The 22,649-nt window shown below is 72.1% G+C and carries 21 protein-coding genes and 1 pseudogene; 12 read left to right on the top strand and 10 right to left on the bottom strand.

The window, feature by feature from the left end; translation table 11 throughout:
- Positions 1-20 precede the first annotated feature (20 nt).
- The gene (locus AQI70_RS02985; protein ID WP_062145010.1) at positions 21-1,046 is read right to left on the bottom strand and encodes a lytic transglycosylase domain-containing protein; all 1,026 of its coding nucleotides are present in this window, start codon (positions 1,044-1,046) and stop codon (positions 21-23) included.
- 198 nt (positions 1,047-1,244) lie between these two features.
- Between AQI70_RS02985 and AQI70_RS02980 the strand changes: the two genes are divergently transcribed.
- From AQI70_RS02980 to AQI70_RS02970, 3 genes are all read left to right on the top strand, one after another.
- Positions 1,245-1,967, top strand: a complete 723-nt coding sequence (locus AQI70_RS02980; RefSeq protein WP_062143626.1) for a response regulator transcription factor — start codon at positions 1,245-1,247, stop codon at positions 1,965-1,967.
- Positions 1,968-2,131: 164 nt separating this feature from the next.
- Entirely contained in the window at positions 2,132-4,078 is a 1,947-nt protein-coding gene (locus tag AQI70_RS02975) for a flavin-containing monooxygenase (RefSeq protein WP_079051121.1), read from the top strand.
- Positions 4,079-4,083: 5 nt separating this feature from the next.
- Positions 4,084-5,760: an NHL repeat-containing protein gene (locus AQI70_RS02970; RefSeq protein WP_107116913.1), complete on the top strand. Its 1,677-nt coding sequence runs from the start codon at positions 4,084-4,086 to the stop codon at positions 5,758-5,760.
- Here AQI70_RS02970 and AQI70_RS02965 read toward each other — a convergent pair.
- Together AQI70_RS02965 and AQI70_RS02960 are read right to left on the bottom strand one after the other, a co-directional pair.
- Entirely contained in the window at positions 5,708-6,097 is a 390-nt protein-coding gene (locus tag AQI70_RS02965; RefSeq protein WP_244181434.1) for a MazG-like family protein, read from the bottom strand. The genes AQI70_RS02970 and AQI70_RS02965 overlap by 53 nt on opposite strands.
- Positions 6,098-6,184: 87 nt before the next feature.
- A complete protein-coding gene (locus AQI70_RS02960) occupies positions 6,185-6,754 on the bottom strand; it encodes a DoxX family protein (RefSeq protein ID WP_062143618.1) in 570 nt (189 codons plus the stop codon).
- 132 nt (positions 6,755-6,886) lie between these two features.
- Here AQI70_RS02960 and AQI70_RS02955 point away from each other — a divergent pair, with 132 nt between their 5' ends.
- Positions 6,887-7,213, top strand: a complete 327-nt coding sequence (locus AQI70_RS02955) for a hypothetical protein (protein ID WP_062143615.1) — start codon at positions 6,887-6,889, stop codon at positions 7,211-7,213.
- A 286-nt stretch (positions 7,214-7,499) separates the two neighbouring features.
- Here AQI70_RS02955 and AQI70_RS02950 read toward each other — a convergent pair whose 3' ends face one another.
- Positions 7,500-8,264, bottom strand: a complete 765-nt coding sequence (locus AQI70_RS02950) for an SDR family oxidoreductase (RefSeq protein ID WP_062144992.1) — start codon at positions 8,262-8,264, stop codon at positions 7,500-7,502.
- Positions 8,265-8,398: 134 nt separating this feature from the next.
- On the opposite strand from AQI70_RS02950, the gene AQI70_RS02945 reads away from it, so the two are divergent.
- Complete coding sequence (locus AQI70_RS02945; protein ID WP_062143612.1) at positions 8,399-10,039, top strand: alkaline phosphatase D family protein; 1,641 nt, start codon at positions 8,399-8,401, stop codon at positions 10,037-10,039.
- Here the strand turns inward: AQI70_RS02945 and AQI70_RS02940 are convergent.
- Positions 10,026-11,069 carry a Gfo/Idh/MocA family protein gene (locus tag AQI70_RS02940; RefSeq protein ID WP_062143609.1) on the bottom strand — a complete coding sequence of 348 codons (1,044 nt, stop codon included), beginning with the start codon at positions 11,067-11,069 and terminating at the stop codon, positions 10,026-10,028. The two genes, AQI70_RS02945 and AQI70_RS02940, sit on opposite strands and share 14 nt — an antisense overlap.
- Before the next feature lie 88 nt (positions 11,070-11,157).
- Here AQI70_RS02940 and AQI70_RS02935 point away from each other — a divergent pair, with 88 nt between their 5' ends.
- The 5 genes from AQI70_RS02935 to AQI70_RS02915 all read left to right on the top strand — a co-directional run bounded on the left by AQI70_RS02935 (position 11,158) and on the right by AQI70_RS02915 (position 16,503).
- Positions 11,158-12,456, top strand: coding sequence for a multidrug effflux MFS transporter (locus tag AQI70_RS02935; protein ID WP_062143606.1), 1,299 nt, complete (start codon positions 11,158-11,160; stop codon positions 12,454-12,456).
- Positions 12,408-13,583 carry a serine hydrolase domain-containing protein gene (locus tag AQI70_RS02930; RefSeq protein ID WP_062143604.1) on the top strand — a complete coding sequence of 392 codons (1,176 nt, stop codon included), beginning with the start codon at positions 12,408-12,410 and terminating at the stop codon, positions 13,581-13,583. The genes AQI70_RS02935 and AQI70_RS02930 overlap by 49 nt, the downstream gene beginning before the upstream one ends.
- A gap of 246 nt (positions 13,584-13,829) precedes the next feature.
- Positions 13,830-14,819: a small ribosomal subunit Rsm22 family protein gene (locus tag AQI70_RS02925; protein ID WP_062143601.1), complete on the top strand. Its 990-nt coding sequence runs from the start codon at positions 13,830-13,832 to the stop codon at positions 14,817-14,819.
- A 160-nt stretch (positions 14,820-14,979) separates the two neighbouring features.
- Positions 14,980-15,612, top strand: coding sequence for a TetR/AcrR family transcriptional regulator (locus AQI70_RS02920; RefSeq protein ID WP_062143599.1), 633 nt, complete (start codon positions 14,980-14,982; stop codon positions 15,610-15,612).
- Between the two features lie 156 nt (positions 15,613-15,768).
- Positions 15,769-16,503 (top strand): bifunctional DNA primase/polymerase, encoded by a 735-nt coding sequence (locus AQI70_RS02915; protein ID WP_062143598.1) that lies wholly within the window; start codon positions 15,769-15,771, stop codon positions 16,501-16,503.
- Between the two features lie 18 nt (positions 16,504-16,521).
- Here the strand turns inward: AQI70_RS02915 and AQI70_RS02910 are convergent, their stop codons facing one another.
- From AQI70_RS02910 to AQI70_RS36975, 5 genes and pseudogenes are all read right to left on the bottom strand, one after another.
- Complete coding sequence (locus AQI70_RS02910; protein ID WP_079051120.1) at positions 16,522-17,514, bottom strand: SCO2278 family lipoprotein; 993 nt, start codon at positions 17,512-17,514, stop codon at positions 16,522-16,524.
- Positions 17,474-18,346, bottom strand: coding sequence for an iron uptake transporter permease EfeU (gene efeU, locus AQI70_RS02905; RefSeq protein ID WP_062144986.1), 873 nt, complete (start codon positions 18,344-18,346; stop codon positions 17,474-17,476). The genes AQI70_RS02910 and efeU overlap by 41 nt, the downstream gene beginning before the upstream one ends.
- Positions 18,347-18,351: 5 nt before the next feature.
- Complete coding sequence (gene efeB, locus AQI70_RS02900; RefSeq protein ID WP_062143597.1) at positions 18,352-19,623, bottom strand: iron uptake transporter deferrochelatase/peroxidase subunit; 1,272 nt, start codon at positions 19,621-19,623, stop codon at positions 18,352-18,354.
- A gap of 12 nt (positions 19,624-19,635) precedes the next feature.
- Positions 19,636-20,793 (bottom strand): iron uptake system protein EfeO, encoded by a 1,158-nt coding sequence (gene efeO, locus AQI70_RS02895; RefSeq protein ID WP_062143596.1) that lies wholly within the window; start codon positions 20,791-20,793, stop codon positions 19,636-19,638.
- A 129-nt stretch (positions 20,794-20,922) separates the two neighbouring features.
- Positions 20,923-21,806, bottom strand: a pseudogene (locus AQI70_RS36975) (heme ABC transporter ATP-binding protein).
- Between AQI70_RS36975 and AQI70_RS39740 the strand changes: the two are divergent.
- Positions 21,792-22,010: a hypothetical protein gene (locus AQI70_RS39740; RefSeq protein WP_159042603.1), complete on the top strand. Its 219-nt coding sequence runs from the start codon at positions 21,792-21,794 to the stop codon at positions 22,008-22,010. The pseudogene AQI70_RS36975 and the gene AQI70_RS39740 sit on opposite strands and share 15 nt — an antisense overlap.
- Complete coding sequence (locus tag AQI70_RS02885; protein ID WP_062143594.1) at positions 22,003-22,647, top strand: PhzF family phenazine biosynthesis protein; 645 nt, start codon at positions 22,003-22,005, stop codon at positions 22,645-22,647. The genes AQI70_RS39740 and AQI70_RS02885 overlap by 8 nt, the downstream gene beginning before the upstream one ends.
- The last annotated feature ends 2 nt before the right edge of the window (positions 22,648-22,649 follow it).

The raw sequence follows: 22,649 nt of genomic DNA, 5'->3' as shown, positions 1-22,649 counted from the left end.
CCGTCCGGTGGGGCGCGACATTACCGCCGAGTATCGGCGGTTGTGGAGGGGGTGGCGGTCATCGAGTCCGCGCTGTTACTGGTCAGTGGGGCACCGCTGGACAGCAGGTCGTCGCCGGGGAGCTCGATGTCGGAGCCGGGGAGCGGAAGTTGCGGCTCCGCCGTCTGCGTGGGTTCGGCGGACGGACGGGACGGGGTGGGGGCCGGTGCGGCGTCGGGGGGCGACGGGGTGCGCGACGGCGGGGCGGCCGGGCGTGCGGAGGGCGTCGGGGAAGCCTCCTTCTTCGGCTTCGAGGGTGACCGCGACGCCTCGGGCCGTGCCGAGGAGCCGGCGGAGCCGTCCGGCACCACCCGGTGCCCGTCCAGGAAGTACGCGTACCAGGCCCGGACCGTGCGCAGATACGCCGCCGAGTGGTTGTAGCCGAGGATCGCCCGGTCGAGGTCGGCGGCGTCGGACAGGTCCCGCCCGCCCGCGCAGAGATAGCGCCCGGCGGCGAGCGCCGCGTCGAAGACGTTGTTCGGATCCGTACGCCCGTCGCCGTTGCCGTCCGCGCCCCAGCGGGCCCAGGTCGACGGGATGAACTGCATCGGCCCGACCGCGCGGTCGTACGCCGTGTCCCCGTCGTGGGCGCCGCCGTCGGTGTCCCGGATCAGCGCGAAGGCCACGCCGTCCAGCCGGGGGCCGAGGATCGGCGTCACGGTCGTACCGTCCGACGTCACCCGGCCGCCCCGCGCCTGCCCCGACTCCACCTGCCCGATCGCCGCCAGCAGCTGCCACCGCAGCCGACAGCCGGGCGCCTCGCGCGCGAGCCGCTCCTCGGCCCGCCGGTACGCGGCGAACACGCTCGCCGGCAGCGCGGCGCCCGCCTGCGCCGGTGCCTCGTCCGTGCCGTCGGCCTTTCCGGCCCGCAGCGGCGGCAGCTCGGTGCGGTACGGGGTGTCGCCGGAGATGCTGGGTCCGTGCGCGGCGGACGCCTGCCTCGGTGCCGGCGCCGCGGCGCGTGCCGGGACAGCTCCGGGCGCCTGTGAGGCGGTCACCGCCACCATCGCCGCCACCGCGGCCGCCGTACCTCGGACTGCTCTGACTCCGTGCCCTGCCACGGTATGTTCCCCTCCCTGCAGACGACTGTCCGTCGTCTGCTCTACGGGGGAGGGCGGCGCGTCCGTCGCATGGGTTTGCTCCGGCTGTGGCGGGACCTCGCCGGTGTTTACTTGCCTCACGCAACCCGCAGGTAGAGTGGCCGTATGCCGAAGCCGCCGTCGACCGACGCGGTACCGGATGTCCTGCTCGTCGTCGGTGATCCCCATACGTCCGAGCCGCTCTCCGCGATGCTGGAGCTCGCCGGCCACCGGGCCGTCGTGGTCGACTGCGCCACCGAGGCGGCCGTCCTGCTCACCGGGCGCCGGTTCGATCTGGTCATCCTCGACGTGACCCTGCCGGATGTGGCGGAGCTCAAGAGCTGCCCTTGTTTCCTCGCCCCAGGCCGTCCTGCCGTACTGCTCCTCACCGGCGGCGGCGAGTTCCTGGGCAGCATGCCCGGGGGTGGCGGCCCCGGCGGGGACGGCCCCGGCGGCGACGGACCGACGAGCCGGGCGCCGGGCCGGGTGGCCGAAGTCCTCGCGCGGGCCCGGCAGTTGGTACGAGGCAACGCGCCCGCCGGATGGGACGGAGCCCTGCGCCACGGCGACCTGGTGCTGGACGACGCCACCCGCCGGGCGCGGCGCGGCGAGCGCACCATCGAGCTCACGCCCGCGGAGTACCGCCTGCTGCGCTGCCTGCTGCTGAACGCCGAACGCGTGCTGTCCAAGGAGCAGATCGGGCGGCACGTCTGGGACGACCCGCCGACCGACGGCGCGGTCGAGCGGCTCGTGTCGCGGCTGCGGCGCAAGGTGAACGGGGAGCAGGCGGCGCTCATCCACACCCGGCGGGGCTTCGGCTACTGGCTGGGCCGAGCGACACGGCCGTAGGGCTGCCGCGGCCGGCCCCCTCCGTCAGCCGCTTGTGTCCTGGACCACATCGATCAGGTGTCCGGGATATGTCTGGGAGCTGTCAGCCCGGTTCGCTGTACTGGGCCCGACTTCCCCTGTCCCGGCCCTTCCACGGCCGGCCCCGCGACCGAGGAGAGCCGCCCATGCCCGAGCCGCAGGATCTGACGAAGGACCTGACGAAGGACCTGACGAAGGACCTGACGAAGGAACTGACGAAGGAACTGACGAAGGAACTGGAACGGGACCTGGCCGAGGACCTGAAACGGGACCTGCCGAAGAGTCTGAAGCAGGACCCGGCCCAGGAACTGGACTTCGACCCCGAAGCCCTGCGCGCCAGATACCGCGCCGAGCGCGACCGCCGGATCCGGCCCGACGGCAGCGCGCAGTACCGGCAGCTCGCCGGGGAGTTCGGCGCGTACGACGCCGACCCGTACGCCGACCCGGAGTTCACCCGCGAGCCGCTGCACGACCGGGTCGAGGCGGTGGTCGTCGGTGGCGGGTTCGGCGGGCTGCTCGCCGGGGCGCGGCTGCGGCAGGCGGGCGTCCAGGAGATCCGGGTGATCGAGAAGGGCGGGGACTTCGGCGGGACCTGGTACTGGAACCGGTACCCGGGCATCCACTGCGACATCGAGTCGTACGTCTATCTGCCGCTGCTCGAAGAGCTCGGCTACGTCCCGAAGTGGAAGTACGCGCCGGGCGAGGAGATCCGCGAGCACGCGCAGGCCATCGCCCGCCGCTTCGGCCTGTACGACCACGCCTGCTTCCAGACCCAGGTCACCGAGCTCCGCTGGGACGACGGCGAGTCGGAGTGGGTGGTCCGCACCGATCGCGGCGACGAGATGCGGGCGCGCTATGTCGTCGTCGCCGGCGGCACGCTCAGCGAGGCCAAACTCCCCGGCATCCCGGGCATCGAGACCTTCCGCGGGCACACCTTCCACACCAGCCGCTGGGACTACGCCTACACGGGAGGTGACGCGAACGGCGGCCTGCACAAGCTGGCCGACAAGCGCGTCGCCCTCATCGGCACCGGCGCCACCGCCATCCAGGTCGTGCCGCACCTCGGGGCCGACGCGGCGCAGGTGTACGTCTTCCAGCGCACCCCGTCCTCCGTCGACGTGCGCGGCAACCGGCCCACCGACCCGCAGTGGGCGAACTGTCTGGAACCCGGCTGGCAGCGGGAGCGCCGGGACAACTTCCTGAAGGTCGTCACCGGCGTCCGTACCGGCGAGGATTTGGTGAACGACGGCTGGACGTCCACCGCCCGGCTCCAGGAGAAGCTCATCCCGACCAACGCCTACGCGGACGTCCCGGCCGAGGAGCGAGAACTCGCCTACGAGATCGCCGACTTCCAGAAGATGAACGAGCTGCGCGCCCGTGTCGAGGCCATCGTCGAGGACCCGGAGACCGCCGAGAAGCTCAAGCCCTGGTACCGCTACATGTGCAAGCGGCCCACGTTCAGCGACACCTACCTGCAGACCTTCAACCGGCCGGGCGTCACCCTGGTCGACACCGCCGACACCCACGGCGTGGAGCGGATTACGGAGAACGCCGTCGTGGTCGGCGGGACGGAGTACGAGGTCGACTGCATCATCTTCGCGACCGGCTTCGACGTCGGCAGGTCGGGCGTACTGTCCGGGAGGCTCCCGGTGTACGGGCGGGGCGGCGCCGGTCTGCTGGAGACCTGGATGACCAAGGGCCTCAAGACCCTGCACGGGTTCACCACCCGCGGCTTCCCCAACCTCTTCCTGCTCGGCTCGCTGCAGAACGCCGCCTCCGTCAACTACGTCCACATCCTCGACGAGCAGGCCACGCACGTCGCCGAGATCGTCGCCGAGGCGCGCAAGCGGCAGTCCCGGTACGTCGAGCCGACCGCCGAGGCCCAGGACGCCTGGGTGGCGACGATCCGCCGGAAGGCGGCCGACCTCCACAAGTTCCAGGCCGAGTGCACCCCCGGCTACTACAACAACGAGGGCAGCCCCAGGGAGCGCAGCGAGGCGTACGGCGACGGACCGGTCGCCTTCCACGAACTGCTGCGGCGCTGGCGTGCGGAGGGCGGCATGCGGGACGTGCTGGCGGAGGGCGAGGGGTGACGGGCATGGGGCGGACGAGCAGGTACGACGCGACCGGCGAACGGCAGGCCGGCAGTGCCCGGTGGGCGGTCGAGCGGCTCAACCCGCCCAATCGGCTGTGGGGTTCGAACGGCGTCGCGTTCGGGCCGGACGGGCGGCTGTACGTCGCCCAGTTCCTCGCCGGGCAGATCAGCGCTGTCGACCCGGGCACCGGGGACGTCGAGGTGGTCGTGCCGATGGACGGTCCCGTGCAGTCGCCGGACGACCTGGCCTTCGGCGCGGACGGCTCGATGTACATCGCCGACCTGGTGCCGGGGCGGGTGTGGCGGCGCAGCCCGCAGGGGGAGTACACGCTCGTCTCCGGGGAGGTGGCCAACCCCAACGGCATCACCTGCGTCGGCGACCGGCTGTTCGTCAACGAGATGAAGCCCGACGGCCGGCTGCTGGAGCTCTTCCCCGACGGCCGCGACCCGGTGGTCCTCACCGAAGGGCTCGCCCTGGGCAACGCGATGCAGCGCGGCCCGGACGGCTACCTCTACTACCCGCACATGATGAGCGGCCAGAACCCCCTGCTGACCGGCCAGGTCTGGCGGATCCCGCCGGACGGGGGGACGCCCGAGGTGGTCGCGGACGACGTCCACCAGCCGGTCGCCGTACGGTTCGACCAGGGCGGGGTGCTGCACGTCCTGTCCCGGGGCCCGGAGGGCATCGTCACCCGTATCGACCTGCACGGCAGCGGCTCGCGGACGCTGGTCACCAGCGGGGTCGTCGGGCTGGACAACGCGGCCTTCGACGCCGGGAACCGCATGTTCGTCTCCAGCTACGCCAGCGGCGGCGTCACCGAGCTGCACCCCGACGGGCGGACCCGCGAGATCGTGCCGCGCGGACTCGACGGACCGTACGGCGTGACCATCGACCTCGGCGGCAGGGTGTACGCCGCCGACCACTACCGGATCGCGACCCCAGAGCCCTCTCGGGAGGGCACCGTCACCACCCACTCCCTGCTGCACTTCTCGCACGGCATCGCGGCCGACGGCGAACTCCTGCACCTCACCTCGCAGTTCGGCCAGGTCCAGACGTACGACCTGCGGGCCGGGACCACGCGGGAACGGGCCGGCGGACTGCGGCGGCCGCTCGGCATCACGGTCGCGCCGGACGGCTCGCTGGTCGTCGCCGAGTCGGACGCCGGGCGGGTCGTGGCCGTCGACGCGAACGATGCCCTCACCGTGCTCGCCGACGGGCTCCAGCAGCCCGTGGACGTGGCCTTCGACGCCGAGGGACGCTGTTACGTCACCGACGAGCGGCGCGGCGCGGTGCTGCGGATCGAGGCGGACGGGCCGCCGTCGGTCGTGGTGGACGGGCTGGACGGGCCGCAGGGCCTCGCGGTCCTCGGCGACGAGCTGTTCACGGTGGAGACGGGGCGGCGCAGGCTGCGCGCGGTGTCCCTGACGACGGGGGAGATCCGCACCGACGCCGAGGACCTGCCGGTCGGGCCGCCGCCCGGAGCCGTACCGCGTACGGAACCCGCCCTCTTCGCGAACGGGATGCCGGGCATGGCCCGCCGGTTCGCGGGACTGGCGCCGGCCCCGGACGGCACGCTGCTGCTGTCGGCGAACGGTGAGGGGACCGTGCTGAGGCTGAGGCGGCCCGTCAGGACACCGAACCCAGTGAGCGCTCCTTCACCCGGGCCAGATGCCGGGTGAAGACCTCACGGGTGTCGGGGGTCAGCGTCCGCAGGGCGACGAGTGCGGTGATCACCACGTCGCACAGCTCGCCCTGGACGTCCTCCCACGTGTGGGTGACGCCCTTGCGCGGGTTCTGCCCGGTCGCCCCGATCACCGCCTCGGCGACCTCGCCGACCTCCTCGGACAGCTTCAGCATGCGCAGCAGCATGCCCTCCTCGCCGCCGGTCGGCCGGTTGGTGTCGAGCCAGGCGCACAGGTCGTCGATGGACGCCCACAGGTCGGCGGAGGTCGCGGCGGTGGTCGCGGTGTCGGTGTCGGTGTCGGTGTCGGCGGAGGGGGCGGCCTGTTGAGTCATGCGGGCAGCCTGGCACACAGCCGCCCACTCGGCGGAGGAGCCGTCCTGACTCCCCGCGCGAAGCCTCCTACTCCCCGAACCCGGCTCCTACTCCCCGAACAGAGCCTCTTGCTCGTCGAACTGCTCCTCCGCCGCCTCCTCCTTCTCGGCCCTGTCCAGCCGCTTGTTCCGTGCCCCCACGACCAGCGCGGTCACCGCGGCCGTCGCCGCGAGGGCCGTGGGAACCATCCAGCCGCGGTCGAAGACATGGCCGAGGGCGTGGTCGAGGGAGAGGCGGCCGGGGCCCGCGATCGCGAGGCCCGTCGCGGCGAGGCCGAGGGTGGCCGCGTACTCGTAGCCGCCCTCCTGGTTGAAGAAGCCGTTCGGGGCGTGCACGGTGGCCGCTCCCGCCATCCCGCCGGCCGCCGCCGCACCCGCCGCCGGTGTCGCCAGGCCCAGCGCGAGCAGCGTGCCGCCACCGGCCTCCGCCAGGCCCGCGGCCGTCGCGCTGACCTTGCCGGGCTGGTAGCCGACCGATTCCATGAACTGGCCGGTCCCCTCGATGCCGTGTCCGCCGAACCAGCCGAACAGCTTCTGTGTGCCGTGTGCGGCCAGCACCCCGCCGGTACCCAGCCGGAGCAACAGCAGGCCCAGATCACGTCGGTCGTAAGCACTCACGGTGGCTCCCGGAACAGACAGCAGGATCAGATCCCCTCCGCGTATCCACCGTCGCACCGACGACACCCGCCCGGCCTGCCCTGGCCGCCGTTCGGGTGGCGGGGCGTCGGGGGCGATGTGACGCTGACCGGTATGACGATTCAGACGTCCAGACTCAGCGACCCGTCCGTCCGCGCCTTCGTCACCGCCGTCAACGCCCATGACCGCGAGGGCTTCATGAAGATCCTCGCGCCCGGCGCGACCATGGCGGACGACGGCACCGACCGCGACCTCACCGACTGGATCGACCGGGAGATCTTCACCTCGCACGGTCACCTGGAGGTCGACAACGAGTCGAACAACGGCCGCGACCTCCTCGCGTCCTACCGCAACGACACCTGGGGCGAGATGCGCACCCGGTGGCACTTCGAGGTCGAGGACGACGGCAGGATCTCCCGTTTCGAGACCGGCCAGGCTTAATCGCATTTCAGGGGCCGAGGAGGTCGTTGAGCACCGCCCTCATGCCCACGCGGCAGCCGTTCCACGCACCGGTGTGCACCTCGCGGTCCCACGCGAGGTCCCCCCACCCGGTGTCGTGGAACGGCTGCCGCGTCCCCCCTCGGTGTGGCCGACGGAAGCCCACTGCTCCACATGTGAAGCTCTGGTGCAGGTGCATCCGAGCATAAGCCGCCCACCGGCCGCGATGTAGTGGAACTTTGAATTCCACTTGTGCAAGTTGTGGAGGCGGTGAGGTGCCGCGGCTGGCTCAGCCGCGCCCCACGTACGGCATCGCCGTCGCCAGCACCGTCGCGAACTGCACGTTCGCCTCCAGCGGCAGCTCCGCCATGTGCCGCACGGTCCGCGCCACGTCGGCCACGTCCATCACGGGCTCGGGCACCACCGAGCCGTTGGCCTGCAGGGCGCCCGTCTGCATGCGGGACGTCATGTCGGTCGCCGCGTTGCCGATGTCGATCTGGCCGACGGCGATGCGGTAGGGCCGCCCGTCCAGCGACAGCGACTTGGTCAGGCCGGTCAGCGCGTGCTTGGTCGCGGTGTAGGCCACCGAGTGCGGGCGGGGCGTGTGCGCCGAGATCGAGCCGTTGTTGATGATCCGGCCGCCCTGCGGGTCCTGCTCCTTCATCTGCCGGTACGCCGCCTGCGCGCACAGGAACGCCCCGTTGAGGTTGGTGTCCACCACATGCCGCCAGGCGTCGTACGACAGTTCCTCGACCGGCACCCCGCCCGGCCCGAACGTGCCCGCGTTGTTGAACAGCAGGTCGAGTCGCCCGAACCGCTCCACCGTGGTGGCAAATAGAGCGGCCACGTCCTCCGGCCGTGACACGTCCGTCCGTACGGCGAGCGCGGCGCCGCCGGGTACGAGCCCCGCCGTCTCCTCCAGCGTCTCGATGCGCCGTCCCGCCAGCGCCACCGACCAGCCCGCGCGCAGCAGCTCCACGGCGACCGCACGGCCGATGCCGGAGCCCGCGCCGGTCACCACGGCGATCCTCGTGTCCCTTTGCGTGTCGTCCATGGGGTCGCAGCGTACGGGAGGGTCCGCCATTCGGAACTCATCCGTCCGCCATCTGGGTGTTGTGTACGCGCCAAGCGAGTGTCGTCCCCGACCGCTCCCATGGCTCATGCATCCATCGGTCAGGGGAGGACCGTATGACAATCACAACACACCTGCCCCAGCACGCCCCCGAACTGAGAGCGGCCGCCCGCCACATCGGCCGCCGCCGCTTTCTGAGCCTGACCGGCGCCGCCGCCGCGCTCGCCTTCGCCGTGCACCTGCCGGCCGCGGGCGCGGCGAGCGCCGCCCGGCTCGACGCCCGCCGGATCCCCGACGACCCCTTCACGCTCGGTGTCGCCTCCGGCGACCCGCTGCCCGACTCCGTCCTGCTGTGGACTCGCCTCGCCCCGGCCCCGTTCGAGCCCGACGGCGGACTGCCCGCCGAACGGGTCAGCGTCGACTGGGAGTTGGCCGAGGACGAGCGGTTCAGCAAGATCGTCAGACGTGGCACCGCCACCGCACACCCGGAGTTCCACCACACGGTCCATGTCGAGGTCGACCAGCTCGACGCGGACCGCGTCTTCTACTACCGCTTCCGCGCCGGCACCTGGCACAGCGAGACGGGCCGCACCCGCACCGCCCCGGCGAAGGGCAGCCCGGCGAGCGCGCTCACCCTGGCGGCCGTCTCCTGCCAGGCGTACACCGACGGCTACTACACGCCGTACCGCCATCTCGCGCAGGACGACGTGGACGTCGTCTTCCACCTCGGCGACTACCTGTACGAGTACGCCGTCAACTCCGTCGGCGGCTACCGCCACTACACCGACCGCACACTGCCCGCGCTCTTCAACCGCGAGACGACGACCCTGGAGGACTACCGCCTGCGCTACGCCCTCTACAAGACCGACCCCGACCTCAGGGCCGCGCACGCCGCGCACCCCTTCGTCGTCACCTGGGACGACCACGAGACCGAGAACAACTACGCCGACGACACCCCCGAGAACGGCGTCCCGCCGGAGGAGTTCCTGCTGCGCCGGGCCTCCGCCTACCGCGCCTACTGGGAGAACCAGCCCCTGCGGCTCCGGCAGCAGCCCGCCGGCCCGGACATGCGGCTCTACCGGCGCCTGCACTGGGGCCGGCTCGCGCAGTTCGACGTGCTGGACACCCGGCAGTACCGCTCCAACCAGGCGTACGGCGACGGCGCGAAGGTCCCGGGTCCGGACATCGACGACCCGGCGCGCACGATGACCGGCGCGGCCCAGGAGGAGTGGCTGCTCGACGGATGGCTCTCCTCGACGGCGCTGTGGAACGTCGTACCCCAGCAGGTGATCTTCTCCCAGCGGAAGTTCGACCTCACGTCGCCGTCACGGGTGTCGATGGACGCCTGGGACGGCTACCGCGCCTGCCGCCGCCGGATCCTCGACGGGGCCAAGGCCGCCGGTGTCGAGAACCTGATGGTGCTCACCGGTGACGTGCACGTCGGGTACGGCTTCGACATCAAGGACGACTTCGACGACCCCGACTCCGCCACCCTCGGCACGGAGATCGCGGCCACCTCGGTCGCCAGCGGCCGGGACGGCATCGACAAGCCCGCCAACTGGGACACGTACATGAAGGCCAACCCCCACCTGAAGTTCTACAACGGGCGGCGCGGCTACGTGACCGTCGCCCTGGGGCGGGAGCTGGCGCGGGCCGACTTCAAGACGGTGCCGTACGTGACCACGCCCGGCGCGGCGCTCACGACGGCCGGGTCCTTCGTGACGGAGGCGGGGGCGCCGGGGCTCAAGCAGGCGTGAGCTCGGGCGCCTCGGGTGCGATGTCCCCGTCGGGGGCCTCGCCCGGGTAGCGGACGCCGACGCGGTCCCGGATCGCGTCGAGTGTCCGCATCACGGCGAGCGTGCCGTCGAGCGGGACCAGCGGGGACTCGGTCTCACCGGCGCGCAGAGCGCGCATCACCTCGGCGGCCTCGTGCCTGAGGCTGCCCCGGGGCCCGTCCGCCGGGTCGGCCGTGAACTCCTGCGGGTCACGGCCGTCGCGGTGCAGCACGAAGCGGTCCGGGAAGAAGAAGCCGTGCGGCACGTCGATCCGGCCCAGCGAGCCGGTGACGGAGGCGGAGGTCGCCGTACCGCCGACGATGGAGCAGTGCACCGAGGCCATGGCGCCGCCGTCCCAGGACAGCAGGGCGCCCGTCTGCAGATCCACGCCCTCCGCGGACAGCACCGCGCGCGCCGCGACGTCCGACGGCTCCCCGAGCAGCAACTGGGCGAAGGAGACCGGGTACACGCCGAGGTCCAGCAGCGCGCCGCCGCCCTGCGCCGGGTCGCGCAGCCGGTGCGCGGGCGGGAACGGGCCGGCCAGCCCGAAGTCGGCCTGGATGTGGCGCACTTCGCCGATCGCGCCGTCGTCCACCAGCGCCTTGAGCCGCCGGACCAGTGGATTGCAGTACATCCACATCGCCTCCATCAGGAAGCTCCCGCGTGCCTTGGCCAGCGCGACCAGTTCCTCGGCCTCACGCGCGTTCAGCGTGAACGCCTTCTCGCACAGCACGTTGCGGCCGGCCTCCAGGCAGAGCCCGGCGGCGGCGCGGTGCGCCGCGTGCGGAGTGGCGACGTACACGACATCGATGTCCGCGTCCTGCGCGAGCGCGTTCCAGTCGCCGTACGCCCGGGGTACGCCGAACCGCTCCGCGAACGCGTCCGCGGAGCCCTGGCTCCGGGAGGCCACCGCGACCACCTCGGCGTCGGGCAGGTCGATCAGGTCCGCCGTGAAGGCGGCGGCGATCCCGCCGGTCGCCAGGATCCCCCACCGTACGCTTCGTTCCGCCACTGCGGCCCCACCCCTCGCTCATGTGACCCTCGGCACTCAGTACGAGCTGAGAGCATAGAGTGCGGATCACTCGGAGAGGGAGGGGCGCATGGGCGACCGTGGGGGGCCGGCACCGGACGTGCCGCAGACAGCCGTACCGAAGACAGAGCGACCGCCCGTCCGCTCCCTGCGCCGCACCGGCCTCCTGGTCACCCTCGTCCTCGGCGGCCTGACCGCCACGCCCCCGCTGGCGATGGACATGTACCTCCCCGCCCTCCCGGAGGTCACCAGATCCCTGCACGCGCCCGCCGCGACCGTCCAGCTCACGCTCACCGCCTGCCTGGCCGGCATGGCGCTCGGGCAGCTGGTGGTCGGCCCGATGAGCGACCGCTGGGGCCGCAGACGCCCGCTGCTCGTGGGCCTGGCCGTGTACGTCGTCGCCACCGTGCTCTGCGCGTTCGCGCCCACCGTCGAGTCCCTGGTCGCCTTCCGGCTGGCGCAGGGCCTCGCGGGCGCGTCGGCGATCGTGATCGCGCGGGCCGTCGTACGCGATCTGTACGACGGCGTGGCCATGGCCCGCTTCTTCTCGACCCTCATGCTGATCTCGGGGGCCGCCCCGATCGTGGCGCCGCTCATCGGCGGCCAGATCCTGCGGGTGACGGACTGGCGGGGCGTGTTCGTCGTGCTCACGGTCGTCGGAGTGCTGCTCGCCGGGCTCGTCTGGTGGAAGCTCCCCGAGACCCTGCCGGCGGCCGACCGGCACGGCGGCGGGGTCGGCGAGGCGCTGCGCGCCATGCGCGGGCTGCTCGCCGACGGCGCCTTCACCGGTTACACGCTGGCCGGCGGGTTCGCCTTCGCCGCGCTGTTCGCGTACATATCGGCGTCGCCGTTCGTGATCCAGGAGATCTACGGGGCCTCGCCGCAGACCTTCAGCCTGCTGTTCGGGCTCAACTCGGTCGGCTTGGTGATCGTCGGCCAGATCAACGGCAAGGTGCTCGTGGGGCGGGTCAGCCTGGACCGGGTACTGGGCGCGGGCCTGGCGATCGTCATCCTGGCCGCGACGGCGCTGCTGCTGATGTCCCTCGGCGTCTTCGGCGAGGTCGGGCTGGCCCCCGTGGCCGCGGCGCTCTTCGTCCTGATGTCCGCGATGGGGGTGACCCTCCCCAACGCCCAGTCCCTGGCCCTCATGCGCACCAAGCAGGCCGCCGGCTCCGCCTCCGCGCTCCTCGGTACCTCCTCCTTCCTCATCGGCGCGATCGCCTCGCCCCTGGTCGGGGTCGCCGGGGAGGACACCGCCGTCCCGATGGCCGTCGTCCAACTGGCCGCAGCACTGGTGGCGCTGGCCTGCTTCATGGGAATGTGCCGTCCCTGGAACAGACGTGCGGGCGCGGAGGGAGCGGACAGCTGAGCGTGCCGAGGCTGCGCCGGGACACACCGGAAAGGGCCGGACTCGACCCCGAGGAGATCCGTCATCTCGTCCGCGAGGTCCACGACCTCACCACCGGCTCCCGCCCCTGGGCGGCCGGAGCGGTGCTGGTCGTCGGGCGGGGCCCGTACGTCGCCGTCGAGGAGGCGGTGGGCTGGGCGGTGCGGTACGCGTCCTACGACCCGGCGACGGACGAGGGCGTCGAGCTGCCGCCCGGCTCCCGGGTCCCGATGACCGTGGACACGCCCTTCGACCTGGCCTCCCTCACGAAGCTCTTCACCTCGGTCGCCGCCGTCCAGCAGATCGAGCGCGGCACCCTCGGCATCGACGCGCGGGTCGGGGCGTATCTGCCGGACTTCCGGGCCGCCGCCCGGCACGGCATCACCGTACGGCAGCTGCTCACCCACACCTCCGGGCTACGGCCCGAACTCCCCCTCTACGACTGCGCCGACGACGCCGAGCGACTGGAGCTGCTGCGGGCGGAGGCGCCGGTGGGAGTGCCCGGCACCTACCGCTACTCCGACCTGAACCTGTTGCTGCTGCAGCACGTGCTGGAACGCATCACCGGCCGCACCCTCGACGTCCTGATCCACGACGGCATCACCCGCCCCCTGGGCATGACGGCGACGCACTTCGGCCCCTGCCCCGGCGCCGCGGCGACGGAGGACCAGCGGCGGCCGTGGGCCAAGTCGGACCGGGGGATGCTGCGGGGCGTCGTCCACGACGAGAACGCCTGGGCGCTGGGCGGGGTCGCGGGCCACGCCGGCCTGTTCTCGACGGGCCACGACCTGGCGGTCTTCTGCCGCGCCCTGCTCTGCGGCGGCGCGTACGGCCCCGCGCGCGTCCTCGGCCCCGACTTCGTGGAGCTGCTGCTGAGCCCGCCCGGGCTGGGGTTCGCGGTCGACCAGCCGTGGTTCATGGGGGAGCTGGCGGGGCGGGGTGCGGCGGGGCACACGGGGTTCACGGGGACGTCCCTGGTGCTGGACCCGGCGACGGACACGTTCCTCGTCCTGCTGGCCAACACGGTCCACCCCCGCAGGCGGACGCCGGACAGCGGGCCGAGGGCGGCGGCGGGGACGAGGGTGGCCCGGGCGGTGCGGGAGCTTTAGCGGGACCGCCAGGGTTTCTCGCCCCCGCCGCCCCTACCCTTCCCGTCCCTGGGGGCCTGCGGCCCCCAGACCCCCGCTTCGGCCCTGAACGGGCCTCGTCCTCAAACGCCGGACGGGCTGAAATCAGCCCCTCCGGCGTTTGAGGAGCGGGGGTCCAGGGGGCGGAGCCCCCTGGCGGGGTCGAAGGGGCGGAGCCCCTGGAGGACGGGAAGGGTAGGGGCGGCGGGGGCGAAATAGAATCGCCGGGTGAACGACCCCGCAAGCCCGGCCGAAGCCCTGCGCAGCAAGCTCGCTGCCCTCCTCGACGGCCTCCCGCCCCGCCAGGCCGCCCAGGCAGTCGACCGGCTGATCGCCAACTACCGGGGCGCCACCCCCACCGACGCCCCGATCCTCCGCGACCGCGCCGACGTGGCCGCCTACGCCGCCTACCGAATGCCCGCCACCTTCGCGGCGGTCCACTCGGCGCTGGAGGCGTTCACGCAGGCCGTACCCGACTGGGTGCCCGGCAGCCACACCGACATCGGCGGCGGAACCGGCGCCGCGACCTGGGCGGTCACCGCGACCTGGCCCGGCGAGCGCAGCGTCACCGTGCTGGACTGGGCCGAGCCCGCACTCACCCTCGGCCGGGACATCGCCGAAGCCAACCCGGCGCTGAAGAACGCCCGTTGGCAGCGCGCCCGGATCGGATCGGCGCTCACCCTGGACAGCACCGACCTCGTCACCGTCTCCTACGTCCTCAACGAGCTCACCGCCCCCGACCGCACCGCCCTCGTCGACACCGCCGCAGCCGCCGCCCGCTCCGTGGTGATCGTGGAGGCCGGCACCCCCGCCGGCTACGCCCGCGTCATCGAGGCCCGCGACCGCCTGATCGCCGCCGGCTTCCACATCGCCGCCCCCTGCCCGCACAGCGCCGCCTGCCCCATCGCCCCCGGCACGGACTGGTGCCACTTCTCGGCCCGGGTCAGCCGCTCCTCCCTGCACCGCCAGATCAAGGGCGGCTCCCTCGCCTACGAGGACGAGAAGTTCAGCTACGTCGCCGCCACCCGCCTCCCGGTCACCCCGGCCCCGGCCCGAGTCGTCCGCAAACCCCAGATCCGCAAGGGTCAGGTGCTCCTCGACCTGTGCGAGACCGAGCCGTCCCTGCGCCGGACGACGGTCACCAAACGCCACGGCGACCTCTACAAGGCCGCCCGCGACGCGGACTGGGGCGACGCCTGGCCGCCGGTGGCGGAGTAGGCCTCCTGCAACTTGCGCAGCAGCTCGCGTTTCTGCGCCGTGGGGTCAATACGGACGTAGCAGATACGAGACTCGGTGTATGCGAGACGTCTCGTCTCGGTCGGCCACTCGTCCAGAGTGAGCGAGACGCTCCGTCTTGTCAACCTGGTAAATTCGAGCCATGGCAGCCCAGAAGTCCGCCCAGCCCGCCCCCAGCTCCGCTCGCCGCAGCGAGCGGTCCCGTCGTGCCATCTACGACGCCGCCCTCGCCCTCGTCGCGGAGGTCGGCTACCCGAGGACCACCATCGAGGGCATCGCCGCCCGCGCCGGTGTCGGCAAACAGACGATCTACCGGTGGTGGCCGTCGAAGGCCGAGGTGCTGATGGAGGCGTTCCTCGACCTGGGGGAGCAGGCCGCGCAGGAAGCCGGGCAGGAGTCGTACGTCATCCCGGACACCGGAGACCTCGCGGCCGATCTGAAGGGCGTCCTGCGCGCCACCGTCGACCAGCTGAAGGACCCCCGCTTCGCCGCCCCGTCCCGCGCCCTCGCCGCCGAGGGCCTGGTCAACGAGGAGCTCGGCCGGGAGTACGTGGCCAAGCTCATGGAACCCTCGCTCCAGCTCTACGTCGACCGGCTGCGCGCCGCACAGGAAGCGGGGGAGGTGCGACCCGACGTCGATCCGCGCATCGCGCTCGAACTCTTCGTCTCACCTCTCGCCCAGCGCTGGCTCCAGTACACGGGCCCGATCTCGTACGAGTACACCGACACCCTCGTCGACTACGCCCTCCACGGCCTCGCCCCGCGCACCCGGTAGGTGAGTAAATCCCGCCAAAGCAGCCCATTACCGCTGATCCAGGTGCTGTGTACATCTCGCCCCACCTGGGCCGGTTGTCCGCTACGGCCCCCCGGAGCGCACGATGGTGGGACCATAGGGCATGCTGTTCCGCACGACAGCGAGGCGAGGGGATAGATGAGCGCGGAGTTGGGCGGCCGGACCGGCCTGCAGGGCAAACTCTCCCAGTGGCTGCGCGGACGCCGCCCCAAGGAGGCCGCCGACGACGGCGGCCGGGAGGCCCTGCTGCTCGCCGCCGCCGGGGCGGGACTGCCCCTCGCGCCCGCCGCGCACCCCGCCCCCGGCTACCGCTGTTCCTGCGACCGCGTCGGCTGTCCCACGCCCGCCCGGCACCCGGTGTCCTTCGCCTGGCAGACGCAGTCCACCACCGACCGCGCCCAGATCGAGCGGTGGGCCCGCCATCAGCCGCAGGCCAACTTCATCACCGCCACCGGCATGGTGCACGACGTCCTCGACGTGCCGATCGAGGCCGGGCGCGCCGCGCTGCGGCGGCTGCTCGACTCCGACATCGAGGTCGGGCCCGTCGCCGAGAGCGACGACGGCCGCATGCTCTTCTTCACCCTCACCCGCGGCACCCCCGAGGACGAGGACGAGTGGTGGCCCTGCGAGCTGGACTGCCACCCCGAGACCATGGACGAGCACCCGGGACTGCGCTGGCACTGCCGCGGGTCCTACGTCCTGGTACCGCCCGCCCAGCTGCCCGGCGAGAGCCAGACCGTGCACTGGGTGCGCGGGCTGGAACACCCGCTGCCCGACCCGCTGAGCCTGCTGGAAGTCCTCACCGACGCCTGTGCCCGGTACGCCGGCGAGGAGCCCGACCACGTCTCCGCGTCCTGGCCCCTGCGCCACTGAGCGCCGTACGGAACGGCGCTACTCGCCCTTCGCCGAGGTGAGCCCCTGGGTCCGGCCGATGACCCGCACCTTTCCGGAGCCCTTCGGATCCAGCGCCATCTCGTTGGAGACGAACTCCATCGTCAGCGACTGCTTGATCTCGCCCTTCGTCAGGGCCTCCACGGCCTTGCCCGGCGAGGGGACGGACGTGCCCGCATAAGCCGTCTGCTTCTCGTAGTAGCGCGTGGTGAAGAACACCAGCGCGCCGCCGTCCGTGGTGCGCAGCGCCAGCGGCGCGTAGTCCCCGTCCGTCAGCGGCTCGTCGATGAACTGGCTGACCAGGCCCGGCCGCTTGGCGTCCTTCGCCCGGTCGGCACGCCACTTGCTGGTGTGGCGGCCGTCCTCGAAGACGTCCCCGCCCTCCTTGAGGTAGGTCGAGTAGGCCTTGCTCAGGTCTCCGGGCGGCAGGGCCAGTTCGGTCGAGTTCGCGGGCACGGCCTCGGCCCAGCCGTCCTTGTCCGTCTTGAACTTCGGTACGTCGCCGGGGAGCGCCAGCGTCAGATACGTGGCCTGCCAGGGCTCGTTGAGGCCGTTGCGGGTGAACACGAAGATCCAGCGCGCACTGCCGTACTTGTTGCCGGCCGCGTCGGCCACGAACCAGCGTGGCCAGCCCGCCTTCTTCGGGATCGTGAACTTGACGTCCGACAGCTTCAGCGGGGAGTGCGCCGCATTGCCGGCCGGGCTGATCGCCTTGCCGGCCTTCAGCCGCGCCGCGTCGATGTCGCCCAGGGCGCCGGTGACGTAGTCGGCGTCCAGGGAGCTGTCGTATGCCTTGTCCGCCTTGTTGTACGCGGTCGTGAACTGTTCGAGTGCCTTGGCGGCCTCCGCCCTGGTGGCCGAGGGGAGCACCTCGCGCTCCCCGTGTACCACCACGCATCCGCTCGCCGTCAGCGACAAAGCGGTCACCGAGGCAGCTATCAGTGCGCTCCGGTCAAGCCTGCGGAGCCGTCGAGGGCCGCGATCCCTGCTCATCAGGTTCCTTCACCTTCCCCTTCCCGGAGGCGAACCCTACCGGGGCGAGGAACAGCGCGAGCGTCGGGATCAGGTACAGCAGCCACACCGTGACCTGGAGGACGGTCGGATCCGGCTGGAAGTTGAAGATGCCCTTCAGGAGGGTGCCGTACCAACTGGCCGGGTCGATGGTGTCGCTGATGTCGAAGGCCAGCGTCTTCAGACCCGGCAGCCAGCGGGCCTCCTGCAGGTCATGGAAGCCGTACGCCAGCACGCCCGCCGCCACGACCACCAGCATGCCGCCGGTCCAGGTGAAGAACCTGGCGAGGTTGATGCGCAGGGCACCGCGGTAGAACAGCCAGCCCAGGAACACCGCGGTGGCCAGGCCCAGTCCGGCGCCGATCACCGGGGCCGGGCTGCCGTCACCGGCCGCGCGCACCGACGCCCACACGAACAGGGCCGTCTCGATGCCCTCCCGGCCGACGGCCAGGAACGCGGTCGCCACCAGCGCGCCCGTGCCCATCCGCAGGGCCGCGTCCAGCTTGCCGTGCAGCTCGGACCTCAGATGCCGGGCGGTGCGCCGCATCCAGAACACCATCCAGGTCACCAGGCCCACCGCGAGGATCGACAGGGAGCCGCCGAGCGCCTCCTGCGCCTCGAACGTCAGCTCCTGCGAGCCGAATTCGAGGGCGCAGCCGAAGCCGAGCGCCAGGGCGACCGCGACGCCGATGCCGGTCCAGATGGGCTTCAGCGCGTCCCGGCGGCCGGTCTTGACCAGATAGGCGATGAGGATGCAGACGACGAGGCCGGCTTCCAGCCCCTCGCGCAGGCCGATCAGATAGTTGGCGAACACGGGCTTCATGCCTCCTTGGAGAACAGCGTGCTGCCCCACCAGTCGTCCTTGTCACGGACGCCGGGCGGGACCGCGAAGACCGCCGAACCCACGTGCTGGATGTACTCGTTGAGTGAGTCGAGGGCCAGGTTGCGCTGGATCCGGACGAACCCCTCGCGCACATCGCGCTGGTAGGCGAGGAAGAACAGGCCCGCGTCCAGCCGGCCGAGACCGTCGGTGCCGTCGGTGAAGGAGTAGCCGCGGCGCAGGATCGTCGCCCCGCCGTTGGAGTCGGGGTGCGCGAGCCGTACGTGCGCGTCGGGCTTCATCGCCTTCAGGAACGGCTCGTCGCGCTCCTTCGCCCTGCCGACCGGGGCACCCTCGCCCTTGTCACGGCCGATGATGTCCTCCTGCTCCTGCAGGGAGGTACGGTCCCAGGTCTCGATGTGCATGCGGATACGGCGGGCGACGAGATACGAGCCCCCGGTCATCCACCGCGGGCCGTCCTCCTCGCCCACCCACACGAACTTCTTCAGGCGATCGCTCTCGGTTCCCGCGATGTTGCGGGTGCCGTCCTTGAAGCCCATGAGGTTGCGCGGAGTCTGCTCCTCGGGCGTCGTCGACGACGTCTTGCCGAAGCCGAGCTGGGACCACCCGATGACGACCTTGCCGAAGCCGATGCGGGCCAGGTTGCGGATCGCGTGCACGGCGACCTGCGGGTCGTCCGCGCAGGCCTGGACGCACAGGTCGCCGCCGCTGCGGTTCCTGTCGAGGTTGTCGCCGGCGAAGTGCGGCAGGTCGACGAGGGCTTCGGGGCGGGCGTCCGCGATGCCGAACCGCGCGCCGTACTTCTCGAAGAGGGACGGCCCGAAGCCGATCGTCAGCGTCAGCCGTGACGGCTTCAGCCCCAGCGCCTCACCGGTGTCGTCCGGCGGCGCCTCGGCCAGCCCGCCGTACGCGCCCTCACCGACCGGCTGCCCGGCGGTCATCCGGCGCGCGGCCGCCGTCCAGTCCTTCAGCATCCGCACGAACTCGGCGCGGTCGTCGGTCTTCACGTCGAACGCGGCGAAGTGCAGCCGGTCCTGCACCGGGGTGGCGATGCCCGCTTGGTGGGCGCCGTGGAAGGCGACCGCGGCGCCCGTCGCGGCACCGGCCGGGTCCACGTCGTCGCCCGTGCGGGTCATCGCCACGGCACCGCCGGCCGCGGCGGCACCGAGGGCGAGCCCGGCACCGCCCCAGCCGATCAGCGCACGCCGGGAGGGCGCGGTGGCCTGTGTCGGGTCCGTCGAGTCCGTCATGCCCGGGTACCCCTACTTCACGACGACGGCGGCGGCGAGCTTGGACAGCGGCTCCGCGAGGGCGTTGACACCGTCCGACAGCTCCTTGCGGTCGGCGTCGCCGACCTTGTCGTACGAGGTGAAGTCGTACGACGACTTGTCAGCCCGGTACTTGTCGAGCAGCCCGTGCAGCGCGGCGAACTGCTTGTCGAGCTCGGTGACCAGCGCCGGGTCGTTCTCCTTGGCGACCGGCTTCAGCAGCTCGTAGGCCTTCTGGGCGCCCTCGACGTTGGCCTTGAAGTCGACCAGGTCGGTGTGCGAGTAGCGCTCCTCCTCGCCGGTGACCTTGCCGGTGGCGACCTCGTCGAGGAGTTCCTTGGCGCCGTTGGCCATGGACGTCGGGGTGATCTCGGCCTTGCCGACCCGCTTCTGCCAGTCCTTCAGGTCCTTGATGAGCAGGCCGGCGAGCTCCTTCTCTCGGTCGCCGATCTTCTTGTCCTGCCACAGGGCCTTCTCCAGCCGGTGCCAGCCGGTCCAGTCCGTGGCCGGGTCCTGGCCGGCCGCCAGGCCGTCCTCGCGGACGTCGACCTTCGGGTCGATGTCGCCGAAGGACTCGGCGACCGGCTCGGTGCGCTCCCAGCCGATGCGGGAGGGGGCGTAGGCCTTCTTCGCGGCCTCGATGTCACCGTCCTGGACCGCCTCGGCGAACGCCTGCGCCTTCGGCAGGGTCTCGTCGGACTGCTCCTGCGCGTACTCGCGGTAGGCGGCGACGGCCTTGCCCAGCCGCGGGTCGCGCTTGGCGGCCGCGCCCTCGCCGGTGGCCTTGACGGTCTGCCGGATGCCGTCGCCCTTCATGCCGGGCTTGCAGGCGATCGTGTAGTCGCCCGCCTTCACCTCGGCGGTGACCGTCTGCTTGGTGCCGGGGCCTATGTTCTCGCGCTCGGTGACGATGCGGTCGTCCGGGAAGAGGATGTAGACCTCGGTGACCTTGGAACCCTTGTTCTCGATGGCGAGTTCGACGTGCCCGGCCGGGAACTCCTTCTTCGACACCTCGCACTTGTCGTCCGTGGCGGTCACGTTGACGACCCGGTCACCACCCGTCGAACTGCCCTTCTCGGTGCACCCCGTGACGGCGGTCAGAGCCGCCACGGCGGCGATGGCGGTGGTGACGGAGAGTCTGGCGGCGGGCATGAGGACTCCAGGAGATGGCCGGAAAGAGTGCGTGACGCGCCTCACAGTCCAGGAAGGTGAGGCTCACCTAACGCACCTAAGGATCGCCCAAGTGGCCAAAAACGCCGCCATGGCCGAGTCAAAGACAAGTCAAAGGTTCCGCAGCGGGAGCACCAGAAGCGCTCCTGTCCGGGGATGGGGAAGCACTTCGACGGGCTGGTCGTACACCTCCGACAGCAGCCGCTCGGAGAAGACCTCGGCGGGCGGCCCGCTCGGCGCGCAGGACCGCGACCCGGTGCGCGTAGGCCGCCGCGAGCCCCAGGTCGTGCAGTACGACCACCACGGCGTCCCCGGCCCGCGCCCGCTCCCGGCACACCCGCAGCACCAGCTCCTGATGCCGCAGGTCCAGCGCCGCGGTCGGTTCGTCGAGCAGCAGCAGCGGGGCGCGCTGGGCGCTGGGCGAGCACCCGGGCCAGCGCCACGCGGGCCCGCTCGCCGCCGCTGAGCGCGGAGAACGGCCGTACGGCGAAGGCGGTCACCTCGGTGGCGGCCATCGCCTCGGCCACGGCCCGGTCGTCCTCCGCGGGCGAGGAGGCGTGGGGCGCGCGGCCCATCCGTACGACCTCCTCGACCGTGAAGGGGAAGGAGAGCGTCGCCGACTGCGGCAGGACCGCGCGGCGGAGGGCGAGTTCGGGGGCGGACCAGTCGGCCGTCGGGCGGCCGTGGACCCGTACGACGCCCTCGGCGGCGGGGAGATCGGCGGCCAGGGCGCTCAACAGGGTGGACTTCCCCGCGCCGTTGGGGCCGACGAGAGCGAGGACCTCACCGGCGCGCACGGTGACGGACACGCCGTGCAGGACGGTGCGGGTGCCGAGGCGGACGCGGAGGTTGTCCGCCTCGGCGAGGACGTCTCCGGGGGTGACGGGCCGTGGCGGCGCTGCTGGAGGGGGGCGGAGCCGGTGTGTGTGGTGTTGGAGCGGGTCGAGGGCGAGGGTGTCTGGCGGCGGATCGTCGAGGAGGTGACCGAGGCGCACGAGGAGCGCATGCGGACGCTGATGTCGCGCCCCGCCCACCCCGGCCTGGCTCGTCAACGGGCCGCTCTGGAGCGGGGTTACGCCGAGGCCGTGAGCTCGCTGCCGTACGAGGTGCGGCATACCTCCACCTGGCCGATCCCGGGCGGCGCCTCCGCCTGGGACGACCTGGCCGCCCGCGCGATGTTTGAATGCCCCCGTGACTGACTACGACGTCCTCCGCGTCTTCTGTGGACCCGGCGGTGGATACGGCAATGAACTCGGCGTCGTCCGTGACGGGTCGGTGATCCCGGAGCGGGGTGATCGGCAGGCGATGGCCGCGAAGCTGGGCTTCAGCGAGACGGTGTTCGTCGACGATCCGGAGCGCGGGGTCATCGACATCTACACGCCGACGCTGCGGCTGCCCTTCGCCGGTTACCCCTGTGTGGGTGCGGCATGGCTGCTCGATGTGCCGGAGCTGGTCACTCCGGCCGGTGTGGTGGGCGCGCGGCTGGACGGGGAGTTCAGCTGGATCGAGGCGCGGGCGGAGTGGGTTCCGCCGCGGACCCTGCGGCAGTACGCCACGGCCGCCGAGGTGGAGGCGCTGGACGTCCCGCCGCCCGGCGAGTGGATTTACGCCTGGGCCTGGGAGGACGAGGCGGGCGGACGGGTCCGGGCCCGCGGCTTCCCCGGCCGGGGTGACGGAATCGAGGAGGACGAGGCCACGGGGGCCGCGGCGCTGCTGCTCACGGACCGGCTGGGGCGCGCCCTCAACATCACCCAGGGGGCGGGGTCGCAGATTCTCACGGCACCGCAGCCCGGGGGCTGGGTGGAGGTCGGCGGGCGGGTCTTCCTGGAGCGCTGAGT

This window comes from Streptomyces curacoi (genome assembly GCF_001513975.1).
GTDB classification, from domain to species: Bacteria; Actinomycetota; Actinomycetes; order Streptomycetales; family Streptomycetaceae; genus Streptomyces; species Streptomyces curacoi.
This window is presented reverse-complemented; position numbering and strand designations above follow the sequence as displayed.

Excerpts from the sequence above, each read along its gene's own strand:
- AQI70_RS02985 (WP_062145010.1), bottom strand. The coding sequence starts at position 1,046 with ATGGTGGCGGTGACCGCCTCACAGGCGCCCGGAGCTGTCCCGGCACGC.
- AQI70_RS02970 (WP_107116913.1), top strand. The coding sequence starts at position 4,084 with ATGGGGCGGACGAGCAGGTACGACGCGACCGGCGAACGGCAGGCCGGC.
- efeB (WP_062143597.1), bottom strand. The coding sequence starts at position 19,623 with ATGACGGACTCGACGGACCCGACACAGGCCACCGCGCCCTCCCGGCGT.
- AQI70_RS02950 (WP_062144992.1), bottom strand. The coding sequence starts at position 8,264 with ATGGACGACACGCAAAGGGACACGAGGATCGCCGTGGTGACCGGCGCG.
- AQI70_RS02975 (WP_079051121.1), top strand. The coding sequence starts at position 2,132 with ATGCCCGAGCCGCAGGATCTGACGAAGGACCTGACGAAGGACCTGACG.
- AQI70_RS02920 (WP_062143599.1), top strand. The coding sequence starts at position 14,980 with ATGGCAGCCCAGAAGTCCGCCCAGCCCGCCCCCAGCTCCGCTCGCCGC.
- AQI70_RS02980 (WP_062143626.1), top strand. The coding sequence starts at position 1,245 with ATGCCGAAGCCGCCGTCGACCGACGCGGTACCGGATGTCCTGCTCGTC.
- AQI70_RS02910 (WP_079051120.1), bottom strand. The coding sequence starts at position 17,514 with ATGAGCAGGGATCGCGGCCCTCGACGGCTCCGCAGGCTTGACCGGAGC.
- AQI70_RS02915 (WP_062143598.1), top strand. The coding sequence starts at position 15,769 with ATGAGCGCGGAGTTGGGCGGCCGGACCGGCCTGCAGGGCAAACTCTCC.
- AQI70_RS02955 (WP_062143615.1), top strand. The coding sequence starts at position 6,887 with ATGACGATTCAGACGTCCAGACTCAGCGACCCGTCCGTCCGCGCCTTC.
- AQI70_RS02965 (WP_244181434.1), bottom strand. The coding sequence starts at position 6,097 with ATGACTCAACAGGCCGCCCCCTCCGCCGACACCGACACCGACACCGAC.
- AQI70_RS02945 (WP_062143612.1), top strand. The coding sequence starts at position 8,399 with ATGACAATCACAACACACCTGCCCCAGCACGCCCCCGAACTGAGAGCG.
- AQI70_RS02935 (WP_062143606.1), top strand. The coding sequence starts at position 11,158 with ATGGGCGACCGTGGGGGGCCGGCACCGGACGTGCCGCAGACAGCCGTA.
- efeO (WP_062143596.1), bottom strand. The coding sequence starts at position 20,793 with ATGCCCGCCGCCAGACTCTCCGTCACCACCGCCATCGCCGCCGTGGCG.